Here is a 20659-nt window from a genome sequence, read left to right as displayed (position 1 = left end):
ATCACCTTTTATTTTATTGAAAATTTAAACACATCATTTTTAATCTTTTTAAATACTGGTGGTAAACTTTCTGTTATAGTCTTATTATTTAAATAATTTAATTTATCCTTAGTTTCTCTAAATACTAACTTATATGCATATAAGAATTGACAATCTAATCCGAATTTATTCGCAAAGAAAGAATTTAATTTTCTATCTCCATACTTGTTATCTCCAATAATAGGTGTACCTAAATGAGATAAATGAGCCCTTATTTGATGACTTCTTCCTGTTATTAAGTCTATTTCTAAGAATGAATATGCTCCATTAGTCTTTATAGTTTTGACTTCCATAGCTATTTCCTTAGAATTAGGAATCTTTTCATCATAAATTTTAGAAATATTAGCTTCTTCATTTTTATGAATATATCCTTTATATAATCCATCTTTAATCTTACCCTTAACTAGAGTGTTATAGTACTTTTCAACATTACCTTCTCTAATTAATTCATTTACTGATCTAAGTGCTTCAAAATTCTTTCCAAATATAACTATACCTGAAGTATTTCTATCTAATCTATTACAAGATGCAGGAGTAAAAGTTACTTCATTTTCTGGTAAGTAATCTCCCTTCTCATTTAAATAAGATAATACGTAGTCAGTTAAGCTTGGTTCCTTTCCTTTAGCATCAGGATGAACTAATATATTTGGCCACTTCTCTACAATTAATATATTAGCATCTTCATAAGTAATCTTCATTCCACTAGCATCAACCTTAATAAACTTATCTTCTGGCTTTTCTTTATTGCTTTGGATATATTTTATTTCAACTACATCATCTACTAATAGGGTGTAATTTTCCTTTTGTTTCTTACCATTTACTCTAATATCACCTTTTCTTAAGGCCTTAAAAATCTTACTTAAAGGAACATCCTTTAAAAGCTTTCTTAAAAATTTATCTAGCCTTTGTCCTGCTTCATTTGTTCCTATTTCTATCTTCAAACTAATCACTCCTAGTTTTCTTTATTCTAAACTATTTTCCCCATTGTAATAGATTAATATTATTTTAACTTCTTGTCAAATATTCTAAAACTATGTCAAATATTTTAAAACTATTTCACACTGCATAGCTACCCCAAGTGGCAAGCATTCCTCATCTATATCAAATAAATTACTATGAGCTGGGTGAACTATATTTTTTTCCTTATTACCTGAACCTAAGAAATAAAATACTGCTGGTCTTTCATTTGCAAAATATGCAAAGCTTTCAACACCCATTTTAGGATATTTTTGTACTAATACATTTTCTTTCCCTAAAACCTTCTCAGCTCCACTTCTAAATAAAGTAGCCATATTATTATCATTATACAGGTTTGGATAAGATTCTTCTATATCTATATCACAAGTAGCTCTTGAAGACTTGCATATTCCATAAGCTATTTCAGCTAATCTTTCCTTAGCAAAAGCTCTATCTTCCTTGCTCATAGTTCTAATAACACCACTAATAGTAACTTCCTCTGGTATTATATTTTGAGCTGTACCTCCATGAATACTTCCAACTGTTATAACAGCTGGGTTTAAAGTATTTATTTCTCTACTTACAATAGTTTGAAGTGCTATTACTATATGACTTGCTATTACTATTGGATCAACTGTAGTGTGAGGATAGGCACCATGTCCACCTGAACCCTTTATTTTAATAGTAAAAGGATTAGATGCAGCATTTACCACACCTTCTTTAACCATAATAGTTCCACTTTCCAATGTTTCTTCTACATGAAGTCCACATATACAATCAACCCTAGGATTTTCTAGAACTCCATCTTCTATCATAAATCTAGCTCCACCTATTGTTTCTTCAGCTGGTTCAAATAGTAGTTTTACATTTCCACTAAATGAATCTTTATTTTGATTTAAAAGCTTAGCTGCTCCAAGCAATATAGTTGTATGTGCATCATGACCGCAGGCATGCATCTTTCCTTCAACCTTTGATGAATATTCACAAATCTTCTTATCTAAAAGAGGTAAAGCATCTATATCGCCTCTTAGTGCTATAGTTCTATCCTTCTTAGACTCATCCTCTTTAGTTCCCCTAATAATTCCACATACACCTGTTTTAGCAACTTCTAAGTACTCTATTCCTTCTTTTCTTAAAAATTCTTTTATAAACTTTGAAGTTTCATACTCCTCCATTCCTAGTTCAGGATGCTGATGTAAGGTTCTTCTTATTTCTATTAACTCATTTTTTATACTTACTGCTTTATCTTTAAAATTCATTTTATTGCCCCCTTTAATTTCTTTATGTATATAAGTTGCAAAATGCGAATATAACTTCAATATAAATATAATACGCTTCATAAGACAAATGTCTGCAAAAAAGTTATATCTTTAACTGATACACTAATTCCATAATAATTATTGAAATTCAGCTTGTCTGAATTTCTTCCTTTAGTAGGCTGAATCTCCAAGATTAAATTATTTAAGGAGTTTTTAACATATTGTGCGTAAGCTGACTTGGAGCTTGCGACGGAAGCCGAGCATAATATGTTAAACACTCCTGCTCAATTTATATATTATATCTACGTCCAATAAACTTCGATATTATCCCCATCATTAATTTTTTCAGTATATCCTACCTTATTTCCATTTAACTTTAAGTTTATTATTCCTTTTGCATCTTTTAAGTTAAAATCTACATAATTAAAAATATTAACAAAGATATAGTCCTTTTGTCCTTTTAAGGTGGTTAACTTCCCATTAAAAGTAACATTAATCTCATTAGCATCACTTTCTTTAGACTCTATCACATAGTTATTTTCTTTATTAGCTATGCTAAATTTATCCCCTTCAACAACTACGTAATTATCATCAAGTACTTTCCCGTTCTTTCTAATATTAATATCATTTTTTAATATATGCTTTTTTATATCCCCAATAGTTTTAGGTAAAATAATACTTATATCATCATTTTCTTTAATTAGGTATTCAATTGTTTTTATTTCATCATTAACTAAAATTATAGGCTCTAAGTTTATAAGCTTTTTATCAAGATAAAAACTAATAGTATTAAATTCTTTAATTTGATCTAGAATCTTAGGATTAGCATCCTTACCTTGAATTGCATACTCAATTTCTATAATATCTCCTGTATTTACTACCTTCTCTAAAGATTCTAGCTTACCATTTACCTTAATTATAGGATTCTTTCCTCTTTCCCCAAAAGCTATCCTCTTCACATTATTTACTTTATATCTTAAGTTTTTTCCATTCTTCACTAAAATCATATTAGGATTTACTCCTGCATGAATAATAACATCCATTACTTTATGATTATGAGAATTTAACATAGTAACTGGTGTACCATTAAGTGTTACTTCAATAAAGTCATTATTTCCTTGCTTTATAGACATTAATGCTATACCTAAAACAGTTACCCCAGCTGATCCTAAATCATTGCTGCTTATACACTCTTCTATAGCTGTTCTATCTTTTATAGCTATTCTTTGAACTGGTATCCCTAAGGCTGTGCTTAGTTCATCTACCATCCATGGAGTATGAGCTCCTCCTCCTATTAAAAATAGTGCACTTGGTGCTTTACCTGCATTAAGTTCTATTATTTTTGTTGATATAGCTTCTGCAATTTTTCTAACTGCGGGTCTAATAACTTTTAGTAAATTCTCTGAGCTTATATTATTCTCTAGACCTAAAATATCAATATATGTTATGTTTTCTTTTAATAATAAATTTCTCTTTATGTATTCAGCAGTATTAAAATCAACTAGACACTCTTGTGCTATAACTTCTGTTATCTCATCCCCTGCTTGAGGTACCATTCCATATGAAGATATACTTTCTTTTGAACTTATTGCTATATCAGAAGTTCCTGCCCCTATATCTACTAATGCTATGTTTAAAAGCCTAAGTTTTCTTGGAACTACTGCCTCAATAGCAGCTATAGGTTCTAAAGTAATATTATTTACTTTTAGTCCTACTTTTCTCATAACTGTATATAAAGAATCTATAACTGATCTTGGAAGAAAAGTTGCAATTACTTCAGCCCTTGCTTCTTCACCTTTATGACCAATTAAATTAGATATAACAAATCCATTTAAATAATAATTTTTTACAGAATAACCTACACAGTATAGCTTACCTTCTGTACTTTTATTTATTTCATTTTCAGCAGCCTTAACAGATACAAGTTCTAAGGTTTTTATATCTTCTTTATTAATTTCTTCATCAGGATTTAAATCTATAACCCCTTCTGAATTTACAGTTTTTAAAAACCTTCCTGCAGCTGCTATAGCCACATCTTCTAGTTTTATATTAAGTTCTTCTTCAATTTCATTAACTATTTTAGATACACCTTTTGCAACTAATTCTATATCATGAATTTGGCCATCTATCATAGCTCTTTCTTCATGTTCTAAATACTTTTCACATATTATTCTAAATTTATTATCTTCAACAATTCCTACTGTCCCTATTAAAGATCTAGTTCCAACATCTAGTGCAAATTTAATTTTATTTAAATTTACATTATCCATACTATACACCTCATCACAAATGATCTTAATTTTCTCCTTTTATTGCCATAATATGATTATACAATCTATTTCCAAAATAGTGAACACTTACTTAATTATAGTAATAATATTATTAGTTATTAATACTTTTAAAGAAAAACTTCTTGCAATTCCATCAATAAAATCAATCTTTACTGTATCTTTATTTATCTCTCTAATTTTGCCTTCTCCATATGCTTTATGAATAATCATATCTCCTATTTCTAATCCATGATCCTTACTATCATTTGCTTCATCAAAGTTTCCCTCAAAAACAAATCTAGATACCTCTTTAAATCTTCCCCTTTGAGTCTTAGGAGAAAAAATATAGAGATTATTAATAGCTCTAGTTATTCCTACATAAAAAAGTCTTCTTTCCTCTTCTAAATTTTCATCTATTGAAGATTTATGTGGTATAGTTTCCTCTGTACAATTAATTAAAAATACATTCTTAAATTCCATACCTTTAACACCATGTATTGTACTTAATATAACTCCCTCTTTAACTTCCTTACTTTCTTCTATTTGTTGTCTTACACCCTCTACATGGATTAGTAAGTCAAGAATTGTTTTAATACCATCGCATGCACTTTTAAACTCCTCTAAGATATCTTCATAATCATTGAAACTTTGATTATACTTTTCACAATATGCTTTTAAGTAATCAATATATCCTAGTTCTGAAATAATAAATTGTATAGCTGAGGATAAAGATAGCTTATTAAGATGAATAATATCCTTTCTTAAATCATCTATTTTCTTAGCTTGATAAGGTGGGGTATCTTTCTTCTCTATTAAAATATCAAAAGGACATTTCTCTTCCCTATAGCTTCTTACATAATCTAAATTAGCTTTGCTAACATACCTAAAAGGCTTGTTTATTATATGTAAAAAACATTCTCTATCTTTATTATTTATAGCTAATCTCAAGTAAGCTAATAAGTCTTTACATATAAAATGGTCAAAAAAGTTATATCCTTTATCTAGTAAAATAAATGGAATTTTATTTCTAGTAAAGGTATCTATTATACTTCTTGCTTCCATATTAGTTCTATATAAAATAGCATTTTCTTTAAAATCATCTATAGATGCCTTTAAAATACTTGATATTTCTTCCCCCTGATGTCTTTCATCAAAAGGTGCGGAATACTTAATATGGCCTTCAGTATTCTTATAGGCTTTAATAACCTTGTTATTTCTGCCTATATTATTTTTTATTACATCTTTAGAAGCTTCTACTATATTTTCACTACTTCTATAGTTAATAGATAAATATATTTTTTTTCCACCATGAAATATTTTATCAAAAGTTACCATATATTCTGGTTTAGAACCTCTAAAACTATAAATACATTGATCTTCATCTCCTACTGCAAATAATGAAGCCTTTTCATTAAGTAATTTTAAAAATTCAATTTGTAATTCATCACAATCCTGAAACTCATCTACTAAAATATACTTAAATAATGATGAATACTTATTTATATATCTCTCTTCTCTAAATAAATTTATCACTTGAAGAGATAAATCATCGAAATCCCATAATTTATTTTTATTTTTGTAATCCTCATATTTTTCATAGGCTTCGTCAAATATATCCCTGGATAAAGAAGGTTTATATTCTTCAAAGGATTGCAAAGATGTTTTATAAGATGAAATATTATTTAATACTTCCTTAATTTTATCATCACTAACTTCATCAGAATACTTAGATAAAACACCTTTTATTAAATTATAAGACACTGAAGAGTTAATTATTGAAATATTAAATCCTTCTTTTAAAAGAATTTTATAGAATAATCCATGAAATGTTCCGAAGAAAGGTGCTTCCTCTCTGTTAAACACAGTTTTATATCTACTTCTCATATTATCAGCAGCTGCCCTTGTAAATGTTATTACAATAATATTATATGGTTTTACCTTTAAATCACTGATTAAATGATCAACTCTATTAATAATAACAGTAGTTTTTCCTGAACCAGGTGCTGCAACTACTAAAGTATTTTTTTCATTTATGTAAACTGCTTCTTTTTGATAATTATCCAGATATATTTTCATATTGCTTCCTTTCTTTCTATATTATTGACTTATTTATTGTGTAAATAACTATATTGTAATAATTAATTTATAGAGGTACAATAGTTGTGTATTTATATAGTTCAATTACTAATATACATATTATAGGTTTTACACTTATAAATCAAAGTTATTATTTAAGTAAAATAACTAAATTGAAATCATATATAGTTTAAATTTTATATAAGTTGTTAAAATAATAGCATAATCCAAGTGCTATCGCACAATGAAAAATTAAGAGTGAATGATGAAAAATTAATTTCTTCACCATTAAAGATATTTATTTAAGAGGAGTTAAAAATGGAAAATTTAATGAGATTTGATGTTACTAACGAACGTAACCTTACTATGTTAGTAGACTTTTATGAACTTACCATGGCAAATGGATACTTCAGCAAAGAAATTCAAAATAAAATTGCATATTTCGATATGTATTTTAGAAGAGTACCAGATGGTGGTGGCTATTGTATAATGGCTGGTGTTGAACAATTAATTCAATACTTAAACAATTTGAATTTCACAAATTCTGATATAGATTATTTAAGAAGTAAAAATTTATTTTCTGAAGAATTTTTAAATTATCTAAAGAACTTTAAATTTGAGTGTGATGTATGGGCTATACCAGAAGGAAACTTTGTATTCCCAAATCAACCATTAGTAATAGTAAGAGGACCTGTAGTTCAAGCTCAATTTATAGAAACTATGATACTACTTACAATTAATCACCAAACTCTAATAGCTACTAAGGCTAATAGAATCTGTAGAGCTGCTAATGGAAGAACTGTTATGGAATTTGGTTCTAGAAGAGCTCAAGGATATGATGGAGCTATCTATGGTGCAAGGGCTTCAATAATAGGTGGATGTGACTCAACAGCCTGTACAATTGCTGATAAGTACTTCCATGTTCCAGCTGTTGGTACTATGGCTCATAGTTGGGTTCAACTATTCGATACTGAATATGATGCTTTTAAAGCATGGGCAGAAGTATATCCTGATAATTGTTCACTTCTTATAGATACTTACAATGTATTAAAATCAGGATTACCAAATGCAATTAAAGTATTTGATGAAGTATTAAAACCTCAAGGTAAAAGACCTACTGGTATCAGAATAGACTCTGGGGATATTACGTACTTAACTAAAAAATGCAGAAAAATATTAGATGCAGCTGGATATCCAGATTGTAAAATAATAGTCTCTAACTCTTTAGATGAACATATTATTAGAGATGTTTTAAGTCAAGGTGCAACTATAGATTCCTTTGGAGTTGGTGAAAGATTGATTACAGCTAAATCTGAACCAGTTTTCGGTGGAGTATATAAATTAGTAGCAGTAGAAAATAATGAAAATAAAATTATTCCTAAGATAAAAATAAGTGAAAATACAGAAAAGATAACAAATCCGGGCTTTAAGAAAATTTATAGAATTTATGATAAAGAAAGTCATAATGCTATTGCTGATCTAATAGCTTTAAACCATGAAGTTATTGATGAAAGTAAGCCTTTAGAAATTTTCCATCCAATTGAAACATGGAAGAGAAAAACTGTTACTAATTATTATGTAAAAGAATTAATGGTAAAAGTTTTTGAAAAAGGAAAACAAGTATATGAAAGCCCTTCCGTCTTAGAAATAAAAGAGTTTTCTAAAAATGAAAGCCTAAAGATGTGGCCAGAAATACTTAGATTTGAAAATCCTCATACTTACTATGTAGATTTATCTGAAGATTTATGGGGTCTAAAACAAGATTTGCTTCATAAGTGTATAAAATAAAAAATAGGTGCTGTCACACAATTAAAAATTACTGTGACAGCACCTTATTTTTAGTAATTTATTACCTTATCATTCTCTCCATAGTTTAAAAGTCTATCTTGTGAATAAAAAACTTCTTCATTCATATTATCTATAAATGAAACTTTACTTTCAGACATTGATAGTTCTTTAAATGGACATAATTCATCTCCACTTGTTATAGTATGCATCGGACATTCGCTATAACAATTGACCCTTTCTTTCTTTGTTGACCAAAATGGACACTTACCCATAACTATTCCCTCCATACCCCTTATTTGAAAACGGAATCAAAAATTTGCTTATATTATATTATACTTTATAACTAAAAGGAAGTATTTAGAAGCATCTTTCATTTTACAATTTTCGACTTAATTTGATATATCTCTCCCCCATTCGAGAGATTTGTAGTATAAGTCTAATAATTCTCCCTCATTTATAATCAATTTCTTACAAAACTTCTCTATATTATCCTTATCTAAGTTTTCGTAAGCTATAGAAAGTTCTAAGATATTTCTATAAATATTCTCTTCTCCAAGTAAAGCACTTTTAACTTCTTTATTTAAAGGTAATGTTTTAACAACATAATCTACATCTTTCTCTATCATCTCATCTATATTATAAAATAAACCAACCATGAAAGCTGATGAAGAATCCTTAAGATTAATAGCTCTAGCAATTTCTTCGCACAGCCTAGCTCTAATTATAATATTCTTAGTATATCCTTCATTTTGAGGAGACATCTCTGATACTGTTAAAATAGACAGCCATTTTCTTAATTCTCCTCTTCCTATTAGCATTATTGCTTGCTTTATGGATTTAACCTCTTGCAAGAAATTAAAATAAGATGAGTTAATAAATTTTAAAAATTTATATGTAAGGGCTAAATCCGTTTTCATTATATAATCAACTTTATCCAAATTGTAATTGTCCCTAACAAGTTCAACTAGAAGCATAAATATACTTGTATTTTTAATTGATATATCCTTACCTAAGAATACTGATGGCTTGCTATAATAATATCCTTGAAAATAATCACAATCTAAATTCTTAGCCTCAAATAAGTCCTCTTTAGTTTCAATTTTTTCTGCTAATACTTTTATATTATTTTTTTTGCAGAAAAATACTACTTCTTTTCTTTCTTCCTTATCGCATAGCATAAAATCTATTTTAACTATATCTACTACACCAACAAATTTTTTTACATAATCTAAACTTACTACATCGTCTAAGGCTATACTATAGCCAAGTTCCTTTAATGAAGTTAATTTATTAATTATTTCTTGTGATGGATTTACTGTCTCCAATACTTCAATAACTACATTGTCTTTTGGCAAAAGGGTTGCTACATTATCTTTTATTACTTGTTCAGAAAAATTAACAAATGCTTTCTTATTCTCTGTTAAAACATCTAATCCAAATGAAGATATATTATCTATTACTTGATATGTAGCTTTTTCATCTTCTATCTCTATATCGTATTTATTCTTAATTGAGTTCCTATATAATAACTCATAGGCTACTACTTTTTCGTTTAAGTCATAAATACCTTGCCTTGCAATAAAAATATCCATACTCTCATCCTTAATAATACTTATTCAATACTATTATAACTAAATCCATTGGAAATTCAAACTTAATATTACATTAAAATGTAAAAAATAAAAGAGGTAAAACCTCTTTTATAATTTACAATGACTACTATTTTTTACTACTGAAATATTTATTATTTCATTAGTAAATGCTTTTAATAAAGCTTTTTCCAGAACCTTTTCATGATCAAAATTTTCAATATCTCTACATTCTGCAAATACCTTATTTAATTCTCCATCTACATTTCTATATGTTAATGTTACGTATGGTTTATCATACTCTACATCTAAAATCTTTATACCCCAAGAAATTTGAGCATAATCTTCTTCCTTTGTTAGTTTAGTTAATTCTCTTATTCTTTCCTTTTCCTCAGATGGATCATTTATAACTATTAATTCATCTCCTACTTTATACTTCGCCATGATTTACCCTCCTAAAACATAAAATTATTTATATAGTATATATTATTGCCTAAATTTGTGGTATTATAAGTTGTACATTTATCAAATGTGAAGTTTGTTAATTTATTAACAACCTCATGTTTATAATATCACATTATTTTGACAATTTCAATAGTTTTGAATAATTCATTTTTATTTAAATGCATTTAATTGATATTTATTATTTATAACTATTTATTATTATAAAATATATATTGACATATGATAGTTTATATTATATAATAAATTATAATATAAGAAAAGGATGGTGTATTATGGAGAATATAACTTCTATCTTTAGAGAAAAGAAATTAAAACTTACTCCTCAAAGATTAGCAGTTTACAAGTATTTAATGAGTACAGATGAACATCCTTCTGCAGAAATTATATATAAATCACTTCAACCTGAGTATCCTACCATGAGCTTAGCTACAGTCTACAAAGCACTAAAGACTTTAGTAGAAGTTAGCTTAGTACAAGAAATTAATGTTGGAGAAGGTAATTTTAGATATGATGCTAAACAACATGAACATGCTCATATTCAATGTATAAACTGTAGTAAGGTTTCTGATTTAGAGAATATATCTTTTACTACTCTTAACCATACTGCTGAGGAGCGCTCAGAATATAAAGTTTTATCAAATAGAATTTTCTTTTATGGATTATGTAAGAATTGTAAATAATTAAGAGCTAGAATTAATTTCTAGCTTTTTTTATTTTTTTAAAGGTAAAGGCCGCTATATGCGGCCTAAAGGGGGATGGGGGGGTTTAGCTTAAACGAAGATTTCTCTAAGTTAGCTATAGGAGAATACTTCTCCGGTACAATAATATTATTTACTAATTAAAATTTTTTATGCACTTTCAAATTTTAAATTAATCCTTTTTTATATGCCTCAATTACCCTCTCTATAAAGTCAGCTTTCCTATCATCTACTATACTTTTTATAGAAATTAGCATTTGTATGTTTTCATCTTCCTCCATAATATTATTATTTAATTCACCCTCCTCTAAATATTCTTCATCGCCCCCATCTTTAAGATCTCTTTCTTCTTCCTTATCTATTTCATTCATAACTTCATCATTAATTCCAATGTTCTCTTCATTAAAAGTATTATTCAAATTACTATTTGACTGGTTAAAACCATTCATTCCAAGAGCATTTATAATCCCTTGTAAACCTCCAAAATCATATCCATTTCCACTATTAATGTTATTCATGTTATTTGCGTTATTTACATTATTAAGATTACTCGAATTATTTACTTGTTGATTTTGTGCAGCTGAATTTGGATTAAAGTTATTTAAATTTACTCCATTGTCCTTCATTGATGACATCATATTCCCTAAATTATTTAAATCAAAATTCTCTCCTAAAAGACTTAATAATTGATTAGGATTTATTCCAAAGGGGAGGTTATTATTAAGCTCACCTTGTACACCAGCTATATCTTCTCTCTCGCGCCTATGTCTCCTTCTTTTTTTAGACATTTAGTGCCTCCTATAATAATTCTATTTATTTATTATATGTACTAATATTTTTTTTGATTATATAAATGTAGTAATATTTTTTCATTCATAATTTTTTGTATTTTTTTGGAGGGCCATAAGCCCTCCATCCTCTATACTATTAGCAAGCTGCTCCTCCAAATAAGCTACCGAATGAGCCACCACATAGTAAGAATAATAATATTATTAAAACTGAACAATTATTATTTAATAAACCTGCGCCACAAGCAATTAATAAGAAGATTATAGGAGTAATACAACTATTCATTCCTCCAAAAATATTTCCGCCTCCACAGCATGGTTGTGGTTCACAGCACATTGGTTCACAACACATTGGTTCACAACATACTGGTTCACAGCAACAATTGTCACGTCTTCTTCTTCTTCTTCTCCTTGACATATCTATCTCTCCTTTCTAATTTATCCTAGCAAATTCCGCCAAATAAATTTCCATTTCCGCAGTTTCCGAATCCTGAACAACCATTACATAAGAATAGGATTACTAATAGGAATAACCAGTTAGAGCATCCTCCGAATCCTCCTAAGAATCCGCCGCCACCATATCCTGAATTTCCTGTACAACAGCAATCTCTACGTTCTCTCTTACAGCAGCATTTTTCTTGTTTACAGCAGCATCTGTTATTGTTATTACCATAACCGCCGCCAAATCCACCGCTGTAGAAGAGTATTAATAAGATCCAAATCCAGCTAATACCGCCAAAGCCGCCAAAGCCGCCTCCACAAAATGGTCCTTGGTTTGATGGACATTGTGGTGCGATGTTGTCGCTGCCACCGCATGAATTTAAACCATTTAGAATTTCATTCATTTCCATAACTTACTCCTCCTTGGGATTTATAGTTTTTTGTTTTATAGTATATGATATTCCCTCGAATAATAATTGCCACTGTTTTTTAATGTAATATTTTAAATATTATAATAAAATAAAGTATTTTTATATAAAGTACAGAAGTGCTGTCGCAAGACGAATAATGAAAAATTAATTAAATAATACTATTTTATACAGCAAAAAGCCCTCTGTCCTTAAACAGAGGGCTTCCTAATAACTATATTTAATTCTCTATTATATCAAAATACCTTATGATATTAATGATTATTCATTTTCTACTAATATATTAAAAAGATTATCGATTAATTCATCTCTACCTTTTTTATTAACTGATGAGAAGAAGTATAAAGTATCTTCTTTAGTTAATTTTAAAGTCTCTCTAATGTCTTTTTCTTTTTTTCTTAATTCATTATTTGAAAGTTTATCACTCTTTGTTGCTATAATAACTTCATCATATCCATAGAATTTAATCCATTCATGCATTTGAATATCATCTGCTGTTGGCTTATGTCTTGAATCTACTAATAGTACAACTCTTTTTAATTCACTACGTCCACTTAAATATGTTTCAATGGTATTACCCCAGCTAGCCTTTTCAGTCTTTGAAACCTTAGCATATCCATATCCAGGTAAATCAACTAAATGGAATTCTCCATTATTGATTACAAAAAAGTTAATAAGTCTAGTTTTTCCAGGTGTTTGGCTTACTTTAGCTAATTTTTTTCTATTAGTTAAAGCATTTATTATAGAACTTTTTCCTACATTAGATCTACCTACAAACGCAATTTCAGGAAGTCCAGTAGTTGGATATTGTTCTTTTTTAACTGCCGATGTTACAAAGTCTGAATTTTTAATTTTAATCAATTGTATCCACTCCAATTATAGCTTTATTTAATACCTTATCAACATGATCAGCTGTTATAATTTCTAATTTATTCTTAACAACATCAGGTATTTTGTTTATATCTTTTTCATTTTCTTTTGGTATTATTATAGTATCTATTCCAGCTCTATAAGCTGCAATTGATTTTTCTTTTAATCCACCTATAGCTAAAACTCTCCCTGTTAAGGTAACTTCTCCAGTCATAGCTACATTGCTTCTTACCTTCTTATTAGTTAATGCAGATACTATTGAGGTAATGATAGTAACACCTGCAGAAGGTCCATCCTTTTTAATAGCTCCTTCTGGGAAGTGAATATGGATATCCGTCTTTTTATAAAAGTCCTCATCTATTCCATATTTGCTAGCATTAGCTCTTACAAAGCCATAAGCAATCTTAGCAGATTCTTGCATAACATCGCCTAATTGCCCTGTTAACACTAACTTTCCTTGTCCATTCATAGTTACTGATTCTACTGGTAATGTATCTCCACCAGCAGCTGTCCAAGCCATTCCCTTAACTACTCCAACTCTATCTTCAACATCTTTAACATCATATTCGAATATCTTAGGTCCTAAATACTTTTCTAATCTATTTGCAGAAATATTTATAGACTTTTTATCCTTTTTAATCATTTCAGTTAAAGTCTTTCTAATAATCTTTCCTAATACTCTCTCTAAGCTTCTAACTCCAGCTTCTCTTGTATAGAAGTTAATTATATCCTTAAGTGCAGCTTCAGAAATTTTAAATTCATCTTCCTTTAATTTGTGTTCCTTTAATAGTTTTGGAATTAAGTGTTCTTTAGCAATATGATACTTTTCCTCATAAGTATAGCCTGATACTTCAATAACTTCCATTCTATCCAATAGAGGCGTAGGTACAGTATCTAAAGAATTTGCTGTTGTAATAAATAACACCTTAGATAAGTCCATATCTAATTCTAAATAATGATCTCTAAAAGTATTGTTTTGTTCACTATCTAATACTTCTAATAGGGCATCTGCCACATTTCCTCTATGGTCTGATCCAAGTTTATCTATTTCATCTAATAATATTAATGGGTTATTAACCTTAGTTTCCTTTAAAGAGTAAGCTAATCTACCAGGGATTGCTCCAACATATGTTTTTCTATGTCCCCTTATCTCAGCCTCATCCCTTACACCACCTAAAGACATTCTTGAATACTTTCTATTAGTAGCATTTGCTATTGATTTTGCAATTGAAGTCTTACCTACTCCTGGAGGCCCAACTAAACATAATATAGGTCCCTTTAGTGTATTTGTATACTTCTTAACTGCTAAATATTCTATTATTCTTTCTTTTACTTCTTCTAGGCCATAATGCTCTTTATTTAATATTTCTTCTGCCTTATTAATATCAAAACTATCTTTAGTTGATTTATTCCAAGGAATATCTAAAATCCAATCTAAATAATTTCTAATTACATTACTTTCTGATCCTTGTCCAGCAGAAGCTTTAAGTCTATTTAATTCACTTTCAGCTTTCTCCCTAACATATTTAGGTAACTTAGCCTTATTTATTCTTTCTTCATACTTTGATATTTCTTTCTTATCTTCGTCGTCTTCTCCAATTTCTTCTTGAAGAACTTTAATTTGCTCTCTAATATAGTATTCTCTTTGTGATTTATCAACGCTTTCCTTAAGCTTATTTCCAATTTTCTTTTCTACATTTAATATTTGAACTTCATTTTCAATAATTACTAAAAGCTTTTCTACTCTCTTTATACTATCTAACTCTTGTAATATTTCTTGTCTTTTTTCTTCATCAACAATAACATAAGATGCTATCATATCAACTAGTTTACTAAAGTTTTTAATTTCATCAAAAATTGATAAGACATTGCTTCTCATATTTCCAGAAGCTTTTATAAATTTAGTAAAACCTTTTTTTAAAGACTTAGTGTATGCCTCTACATTTTCATATTCATCATTTGAAGGAACATCTACAGTTTCTATATTTGCCTCTAAAAACTCCTCTGCTTCCTCATTTAAACTTATTAATCTACCTCTATCTACACCTTCTACTAGTACTCTAATTACTTCAAAAGGCAATTTTACAATTTGTTTTATCCTACATATAGTTCCAATTTCATATATATCATTGAATTCAGGTTCTTCAATTTCATAATCCTTTTGAGTAGATAAGAAGATTTCAGCCTTACTTTCCATTGCAGCTTCTATAGCCGCCTTTGACTTTTCTCTTCCTACATCAAAATGCATTACCATATTAGGAAAGATACTAATTCCTCTTAAAGGAATTAAAGGTAGAGTTTTTAACTTTTCACTCATTATTCCCATCCTCCTTGTATTTTGTATATAACTTTTATAGTATACACATAAAATTAAGTTTTTTCAATCTATTTCAAGTTATTTAGACATTAACCTCACTAATCAATATTTATTATTAATAGGTATTAATTATTGAGAATTCTATATTATTTATATTATAATACATCTTTACTAATTAGCAATGAGAACATAAAGAAATTACATAAAAAAAATAATGGGTTGCCTTATGACAACCCTAATTAAAAGATCCTCTATTTTATCCAATCCCTACCATTGCTAATACTCCCAGCTTCTAAAAGTGAGAGTTAATCACTGCTACGCGTCTGGATTAGCTCTTCTAAGCTTCAGATGTAGTAAGCATCCTGCACCCTGTGAAAGTGATTCACACAAAACACAAGATTTTGGTTTCCTACTTTTAAGAAAACTCCATCTGAAGCTTAGAATCACTTTATTCTTCAGCCTTAGCAGATAATATATCAATACTACTATTGTTTATTACTATATTTTCAACAACTTTCTCATTTACTATTGCTTCTTTTATAACTTCTTTTATTGATCCAACTGCAACTATTTCTATTCCTTCTAAATCCTTAAATTTTTCTTTCCAGTTATCCTTTGGTATTATTACCTTCTTAGCTCCTGATTTTTTTGCTGCCATAACCTTTGCATTAACTCCACCAATAGGCTTAACCTCTCCTAAAAGACTTATTTCTCCAGTCATTGCTACTGTACTGCTTATTTTAATATTTTTAATTGCGCTATATATTGCAGTTGCTATTGTTATCCCAGCTGATGGTCCATCCACAGGCATTCCACCTGGAATATTAATATGTATATCATAATTTTCACAATCTAAATTAAATACATTATTTAAAACTGTAAGTACATTTTGTACAGAGGAATATGCAGTGCTTTTTCTTTTTATTCTTCTATTACTACTAGTTATTTCTTCTTCTTCAATTATTCCACTTACTTTTAAAGTTCCAAGCCTTTTACTAACCTTTCTAGCAGTAGCTTCTATCTCCATTAATATTCCTATATTGGCACCATGAACTGCAAGACCATTTACCAGGCCAACTTCAGATTTCTCTTTAATTTTTTTATCTGGTATTTCTGTATAATTACCATTTTCTATTACCCATAGTACATCTTCAACTCTTAAATCAAGTCTATCTTCATTTATAGCTATCCCTGATGCTAGTTGAACTAAATTAACTACATCCCTGCCATTAGTACAATATTTTGAAATTAAATTAAGAGCTTCTTCATCTATGCTTAATCCTACCTTATTTACAGCATTACCAGCTATTTCCTTTATTTCATCAACATGTAGTGATCTAAAGAATATCTCTACACATCTTGATCTTATTGCAGGCACTATTTCTTCTGGGCTTCTAGTAGTTGCCCCTATTAGTCTAAAATCTGCTGGTAGACCATTATCAAATATTTCTTTTATATAATCTGGCATATTGGGATTTTCACTACTATAGTAAGCACTATCTAAAAATACTTTTCTATCTTCAAGTACTTTTAATAATTTATTTAACTCTATATGATGGAGTTCGCCAATTTCATCCATAAATAATACTCCTCCATGAGCCTTTGTTACAGCCCCTGGCTTAGGTTGAGGAATACCTGCTATTCCAAAAGAGCCAGCCCCTTGATATATAGGATCATGTACAGAACCTATAAGGGGATCTGCAATACCTCTTTCATCGAATCTTATTGTAGTAGCATCTATTTCAATAAATTTAGCATTTTTCTTAAATGGTGACTTACTGCTCTTTTTTGCTTCTGCCATAACTAATCTTGCTGCAGCAGTTTTACCAACCCCAGGAGGACCATATATTATAACATGTTGTGGATTAGGTCCACATAATGCAGCTTTTAAAGCCTTTATACCTTCCTCTTGACCTATTATTTCTTCAAAACTATTTGGTCTGCTTTTTTCTGTTAATGGTTCTGTTAATTCTATACTTCTCATTAGTCTTAGCTTTTCCATCTCTTTTGTATTTTCTTTTTCAATAATAACTTTATTATTATTGCTTCCTCTGCTATTGCTAAATATGTAATAGATAAAGAGTAGCATAGTTGTGATTTGTAAAAATACTAATACTTCAGTCATATTTCCATGGATCTATCATAAGAACAAGTAAACTAAGAATTTATAATTATAACTTGAAAACTATTAATGTAATTAATGCACTTTCTTATAATTTAACCATCAAAACTTATTAGTCACTTTTACATTAATTATCTATTAGTTTTTTAATTATTAACTCTTTGTTTTTCATTCAGAGACAGGTCCAACCTCCCTTCCTTCTAGTCATATAAATATTATTAACTTAATACTTAGTTTATATTCTATAAAAAAAGGATTCTTTACCATGATTTTTCTTAATAATATTATTATAGTAAAATTGATTTTTCATTATCTATTAATTGTTACTTTAACAAAATATCTTCTACTCTTTTTCTTATAAAGTAATTTTTAGCTTTAGGTGGAGTTCTCTTAAAAAGTATCGAAGTAAAATCTTTCATTTTTTATGAATCACTTTCCAAGAGTACAAGAACCCCCTACTTCATCTTAAGTTTAGGAGAACTAATCCAAGGGAGTAGAGGTGCTTAGATCCTACTTTAAGAAGATGGTTGTGTTAGAAATGGTAGTGATGGGATAAAATAAAAATGTTATTACTAAATGAAGAACATTTAGTAATAACATTTTATATTAAGCAGTTTCCATGCCTTTTCTCTTTTTAACTTTTTTTGCAGCTTTTAATTGAGGTCTAACCTCACCTTCAGCCACTCTTATAACTTCTGGAGATTTTTTATCATTTATACATTCATCATTGATAACAACTTTAGATATACTTTCATCAGAAGGAATATCAAACATTATTTCAGTCATTATTTCTTCTACTATTGATCTTAAGCCTCTTGCTCCAGTTTTTCTCTTAATAGCTTCATCAGCAATTGCTTTTAATGATTCATCAGTAAAGCTTAACTCAACGTTATCTATTTCAAATAACTTCTTATATTGCTTTACTAAAGCATTTCTTGGTTCAGTTAAGATATTAACTAAAGCAGCATTATCTAATGATTCTAACGTAACTACTACTGGTAATCTTCCAACAAACTCAGGTATAAGACCAAATCTTAATAAGTCTCCTGGCATTATATCTTGAAGAAGCTTACCTACATCTTTAGTATGCTTAGATGTTATATTTGCTCCAAAACCTATTGAACTTTTTTCAGTTCTTTTTTCTATTATTCTATCAATTCCATCAAATGCACCACCACATATAAATAATATATTAGATGTATTTATTTGTAGGAATTCTTGATGTGGATGTTTTCTTCCACCTTGTGGAGGAACTGAAGCTGTTGTACCTTCAAGAATTTTTAATAATGCTTGTTGTACTCCTTCTCCAGATACATCTCTTGTTATAGATGGATTTTCTGATTTTCTTGCAATCTTATCTATTTCATCTATATAAATAATACCTTTTTCTGCTCTTTCTATATCATAATCTGCATTTTGAATTAATTTTAAAAGTATGTTTTCTACATCTTCACCAACATATCCTGCTTCAGTTAAAGTTGTAGCATCTGCTATAGCAAATGGAACATTTAAAAACTTAGCTAGAGTTTGAGCTAAAAGAGTTTTACCTGAACCTGTAGGTCCTAATAACAGTATGTTACTCTTTTGAAGTTCAACTTCATCATCTACTAAATTTGAATTAATTCTCTTATAATGATTATATACAGCAACAGATAATGACTTTTTAGCCTTTTCTTGACCAATTACATATTGATCTAAATATCCTTTTATTTCATTAGGCTTAGGTACACTAGTTGTATCTAATTCAATGTTTTCTTCGAACTCATCAGATATTATTTCTGAACAAAGGTCTATACACTCATCACAAATATATACACCAGGTCCAGCTATTAATCTTTTAACTTGCTCTTGGTTTTTACCACAAAAAGAGCATTTTAATTGTTTTTTCTCATCGTATTTAGCCATAAATTCACCTCACTTAGGTCTAGATAGAACTATTATTTATTCTCGCTACCTATTTCCTTATTAGTAATCACTTTATCTACTAACCCATAATTCATAGCTTCATCTGATGTCATAAAGTAATCTCTTTCAACATCTGCCTTTATCTTTTCTATAGGTTGATTAGTATTTTCACTTAATATTTTATTTAATGATTCTTTAATTTTTAATATTCTCTTTGCATGGATGTCAAAATCAGTTGCTTGACCTTGGAATCCACCTAAAGGTTGATGAATCATAATTTCACTATTAGGTAATGCAAATCTCTTTCCTTTTGCTCCTGATGAAAGCAAGAAAGAACCCATAGATGCGGCCATACCAATACATATTGTTGATACATCTGATTTTATATATTGCATAGTATCATAAATAGCCATTCCAGCAGTTATTGACCCTCCTGGACTATTTATATAAAGATGAATATCCTTATCTGGATCTTCACTTTCTAAAAACAGCAATTGAGCTACTACTAAGTTAGATATTGTGTCATTTATTTCTCCACTTAACATTATTATTCTATCTTTTAATAATCTTGAAAAAATATCGTAAGATCTTTCTCCCCTACTTGTTTGTTCTACTACCATAGGAACTAAACTCATTTCATTCCCTCC

General features: G+C 28.9%; 17 protein-coding genes. 2 read left to right on the top strand and 15 right to left on the bottom strand.

Translation table 11 applies throughout. The annotated features are described in order from the left end of the window. Window positions 1–8: 8 nt before the first annotated feature. The 4 genes from E5347_RS07870 to E5347_RS07855 all read right to left on the bottom strand — a co-directional run bounded on the left by E5347_RS07870 (window position 9) and on the right by E5347_RS07855 (window position 6601). Window positions 9–980 carry an RluA family pseudouridine synthase gene (locus E5347_RS07870; RefSeq protein ID WP_136006167.1) on the bottom strand — a complete coding sequence of 324 codons (972 nt, stop codon included), beginning with the start codon at window positions 978–980 and terminating at the stop codon, window positions 9–11. A 90-nt stretch (window positions 981–1070) separates the two neighbouring features. After that, window positions 1071–2255, bottom strand: coding sequence for a M20 metallopeptidase family protein (locus E5347_RS07865; RefSeq protein WP_136006165.1), 1185 nt, complete (start codon window positions 2253–2255; stop codon window positions 1071–1073). 302 nt (window positions 2256–2557) lie between these two features. Next, the gene (locus tag E5347_RS07860) at window positions 2558–4525 is read right to left on the bottom strand and encodes a cell division protein FtsA (protein WP_136006163.1); all 1968 of its coding nucleotides are present in this window, start codon (window positions 4523–4525) and stop codon (window positions 2558–2560) included. An 87-nt stretch (window positions 4526–4612) separates the two neighbouring features. Continuing rightward, on the bottom strand, window positions 4613–6601 hold the full coding sequence (locus tag E5347_RS07855; RefSeq protein ID WP_136006160.1) for an ATP-dependent helicase: 1989 nt from the start codon (window positions 6599–6601) through the stop codon (window positions 4613–4615). A 318-nt stretch (window positions 6602–6919) separates the two neighbouring features. On the opposite strand from E5347_RS07855, the gene E5347_RS07850 reads away from it, so the two are divergent. Then, complete coding sequence (locus E5347_RS07850) at window positions 6920–8389, top strand: nicotinate phosphoribosyltransferase (RefSeq protein WP_136006158.1); 1470 nt, start codon at window positions 6920–6922, stop codon at window positions 8387–8389. Window positions 8390–8439: 50 nt separating this feature from the next. Here the strand turns inward: E5347_RS07850 and E5347_RS07845 are convergent, their stop codons facing one another. From E5347_RS07845 to E5347_RS07835, 3 genes are all read right to left on the bottom strand, one after another. Beyond that, window positions 8440–8661 (bottom strand): hypothetical protein, encoded by a 222-nt coding sequence (locus tag E5347_RS07845; protein WP_136006156.1) that lies wholly within the window; start codon window positions 8659–8661, stop codon window positions 8440–8442. A gap of 117 nt (window positions 8662–8778) precedes the next feature. Then, window positions 8779–9981, bottom strand: coding sequence for an EAL and HDOD domain-containing protein (locus E5347_RS07840; protein ID WP_136006154.1), 1203 nt, complete (start codon window positions 9979–9981; stop codon window positions 8779–8781). Between the two features lie 108 nt (window positions 9982–10089). After that, window positions 10090–10422, bottom strand: coding sequence for a hypothetical protein (locus E5347_RS07835; RefSeq protein ID WP_136006152.1), 333 nt, complete (start codon window positions 10420–10422; stop codon window positions 10090–10092). Window positions 10423–10715: 293 nt separating this feature from the next. Between E5347_RS07835 and E5347_RS07830 the strand changes: the two genes are divergently transcribed. Beyond that, window positions 10716–11123: a Fur family transcriptional regulator gene (locus tag E5347_RS07830; RefSeq protein WP_136006150.1), complete on the top strand. Its 408-nt coding sequence runs from the start codon at window positions 10716–10718 to the stop codon at window positions 11121–11123. Between the two features lie 185 nt (window positions 11124–11308). Here E5347_RS07830 and E5347_RS07825 read toward each other — a convergent pair whose 3' ends face one another. The 8 genes from E5347_RS07825 to clpP form a co-directional block, all read right to left on the bottom strand. Beyond that, window positions 11309–11929 (bottom strand): hypothetical protein, encoded by a 621-nt coding sequence (locus E5347_RS07825; protein ID WP_136006148.1) that lies wholly within the window; start codon window positions 11927–11929, stop codon window positions 11309–11311. 139 nt (window positions 11930–12068) lie between these two features. Continuing rightward, complete coding sequence (locus E5347_RS07820) at window positions 12069–12347, bottom strand: hypothetical protein (protein ID WP_207670462.1); 279 nt, start codon at window positions 12345–12347, stop codon at window positions 12069–12071. Between the two features lie 25 nt (window positions 12348–12372). After that, window positions 12373–12780, bottom strand: coding sequence for a hypothetical protein (locus E5347_RS07815; RefSeq protein ID WP_136006146.1), 408 nt, complete (start codon window positions 12778–12780; stop codon window positions 12373–12375). Window positions 12781–13059: 279 nt separating this feature from the next. Beyond that, window positions 13060–13656 carry a ribosome biogenesis GTP-binding protein YihA/YsxC gene (yihA, locus tag E5347_RS07810; RefSeq protein ID WP_136006405.1) on the bottom strand — a complete coding sequence of 199 codons (597 nt, stop codon included), beginning with the start codon at window positions 13654–13656 and terminating at the stop codon, window positions 13060–13062. Beyond that, entirely contained in the window at window positions 13652–15985 is a 2334-nt protein-coding gene (lon, locus tag E5347_RS07805; protein WP_136006144.1) for an endopeptidase La, read from the bottom strand. Before lon ends, yihA begins: the two co-directional genes overlap by 5 nt. A 448-nt stretch (window positions 15986–16433) precedes the next feature. Further along, window positions 16434–18110, bottom strand: a complete 1677-nt coding sequence (gene lonB, locus E5347_RS07800) for an ATP-dependent protease LonB (protein ID WP_136006142.1) — start codon at window positions 18108–18110, stop codon at window positions 16434–16436. Between the two features lie 603 nt (window positions 18111–18713). Then, a complete protein-coding gene (gene clpX / locus E5347_RS07795) occupies window positions 18714–20012 on the bottom strand; it encodes an ATP-dependent Clp protease ATP-binding subunit ClpX (protein ID WP_136006140.1) in 1299 nt (432 codons plus the stop codon). Window positions 20013–20044: 32 nt separating this feature from the next. Beyond that, the gene (gene clpP, locus E5347_RS07790; RefSeq protein ID WP_136006138.1) at window positions 20045–20647 is read right to left on the bottom strand and encodes an ATP-dependent Clp endopeptidase proteolytic subunit ClpP; all 603 of its coding nucleotides are present in this window, start codon (window positions 20645–20647) and stop codon (window positions 20045–20047) included. Window positions 20648–20659 lie beyond the last annotated feature (12 nt).

This window comes from Clostridium sartagoforme, assembly GCF_004794105.1.
In the GTDB taxonomy this organism is placed as follows: domain Bacteria; phylum Bacillota; class Clostridia; order Clostridiales; family Clostridiaceae; genus Clostridium; species Clostridium sartagoforme_B.
This window is presented reverse-complemented; position numbering and strand designations above follow the sequence as displayed.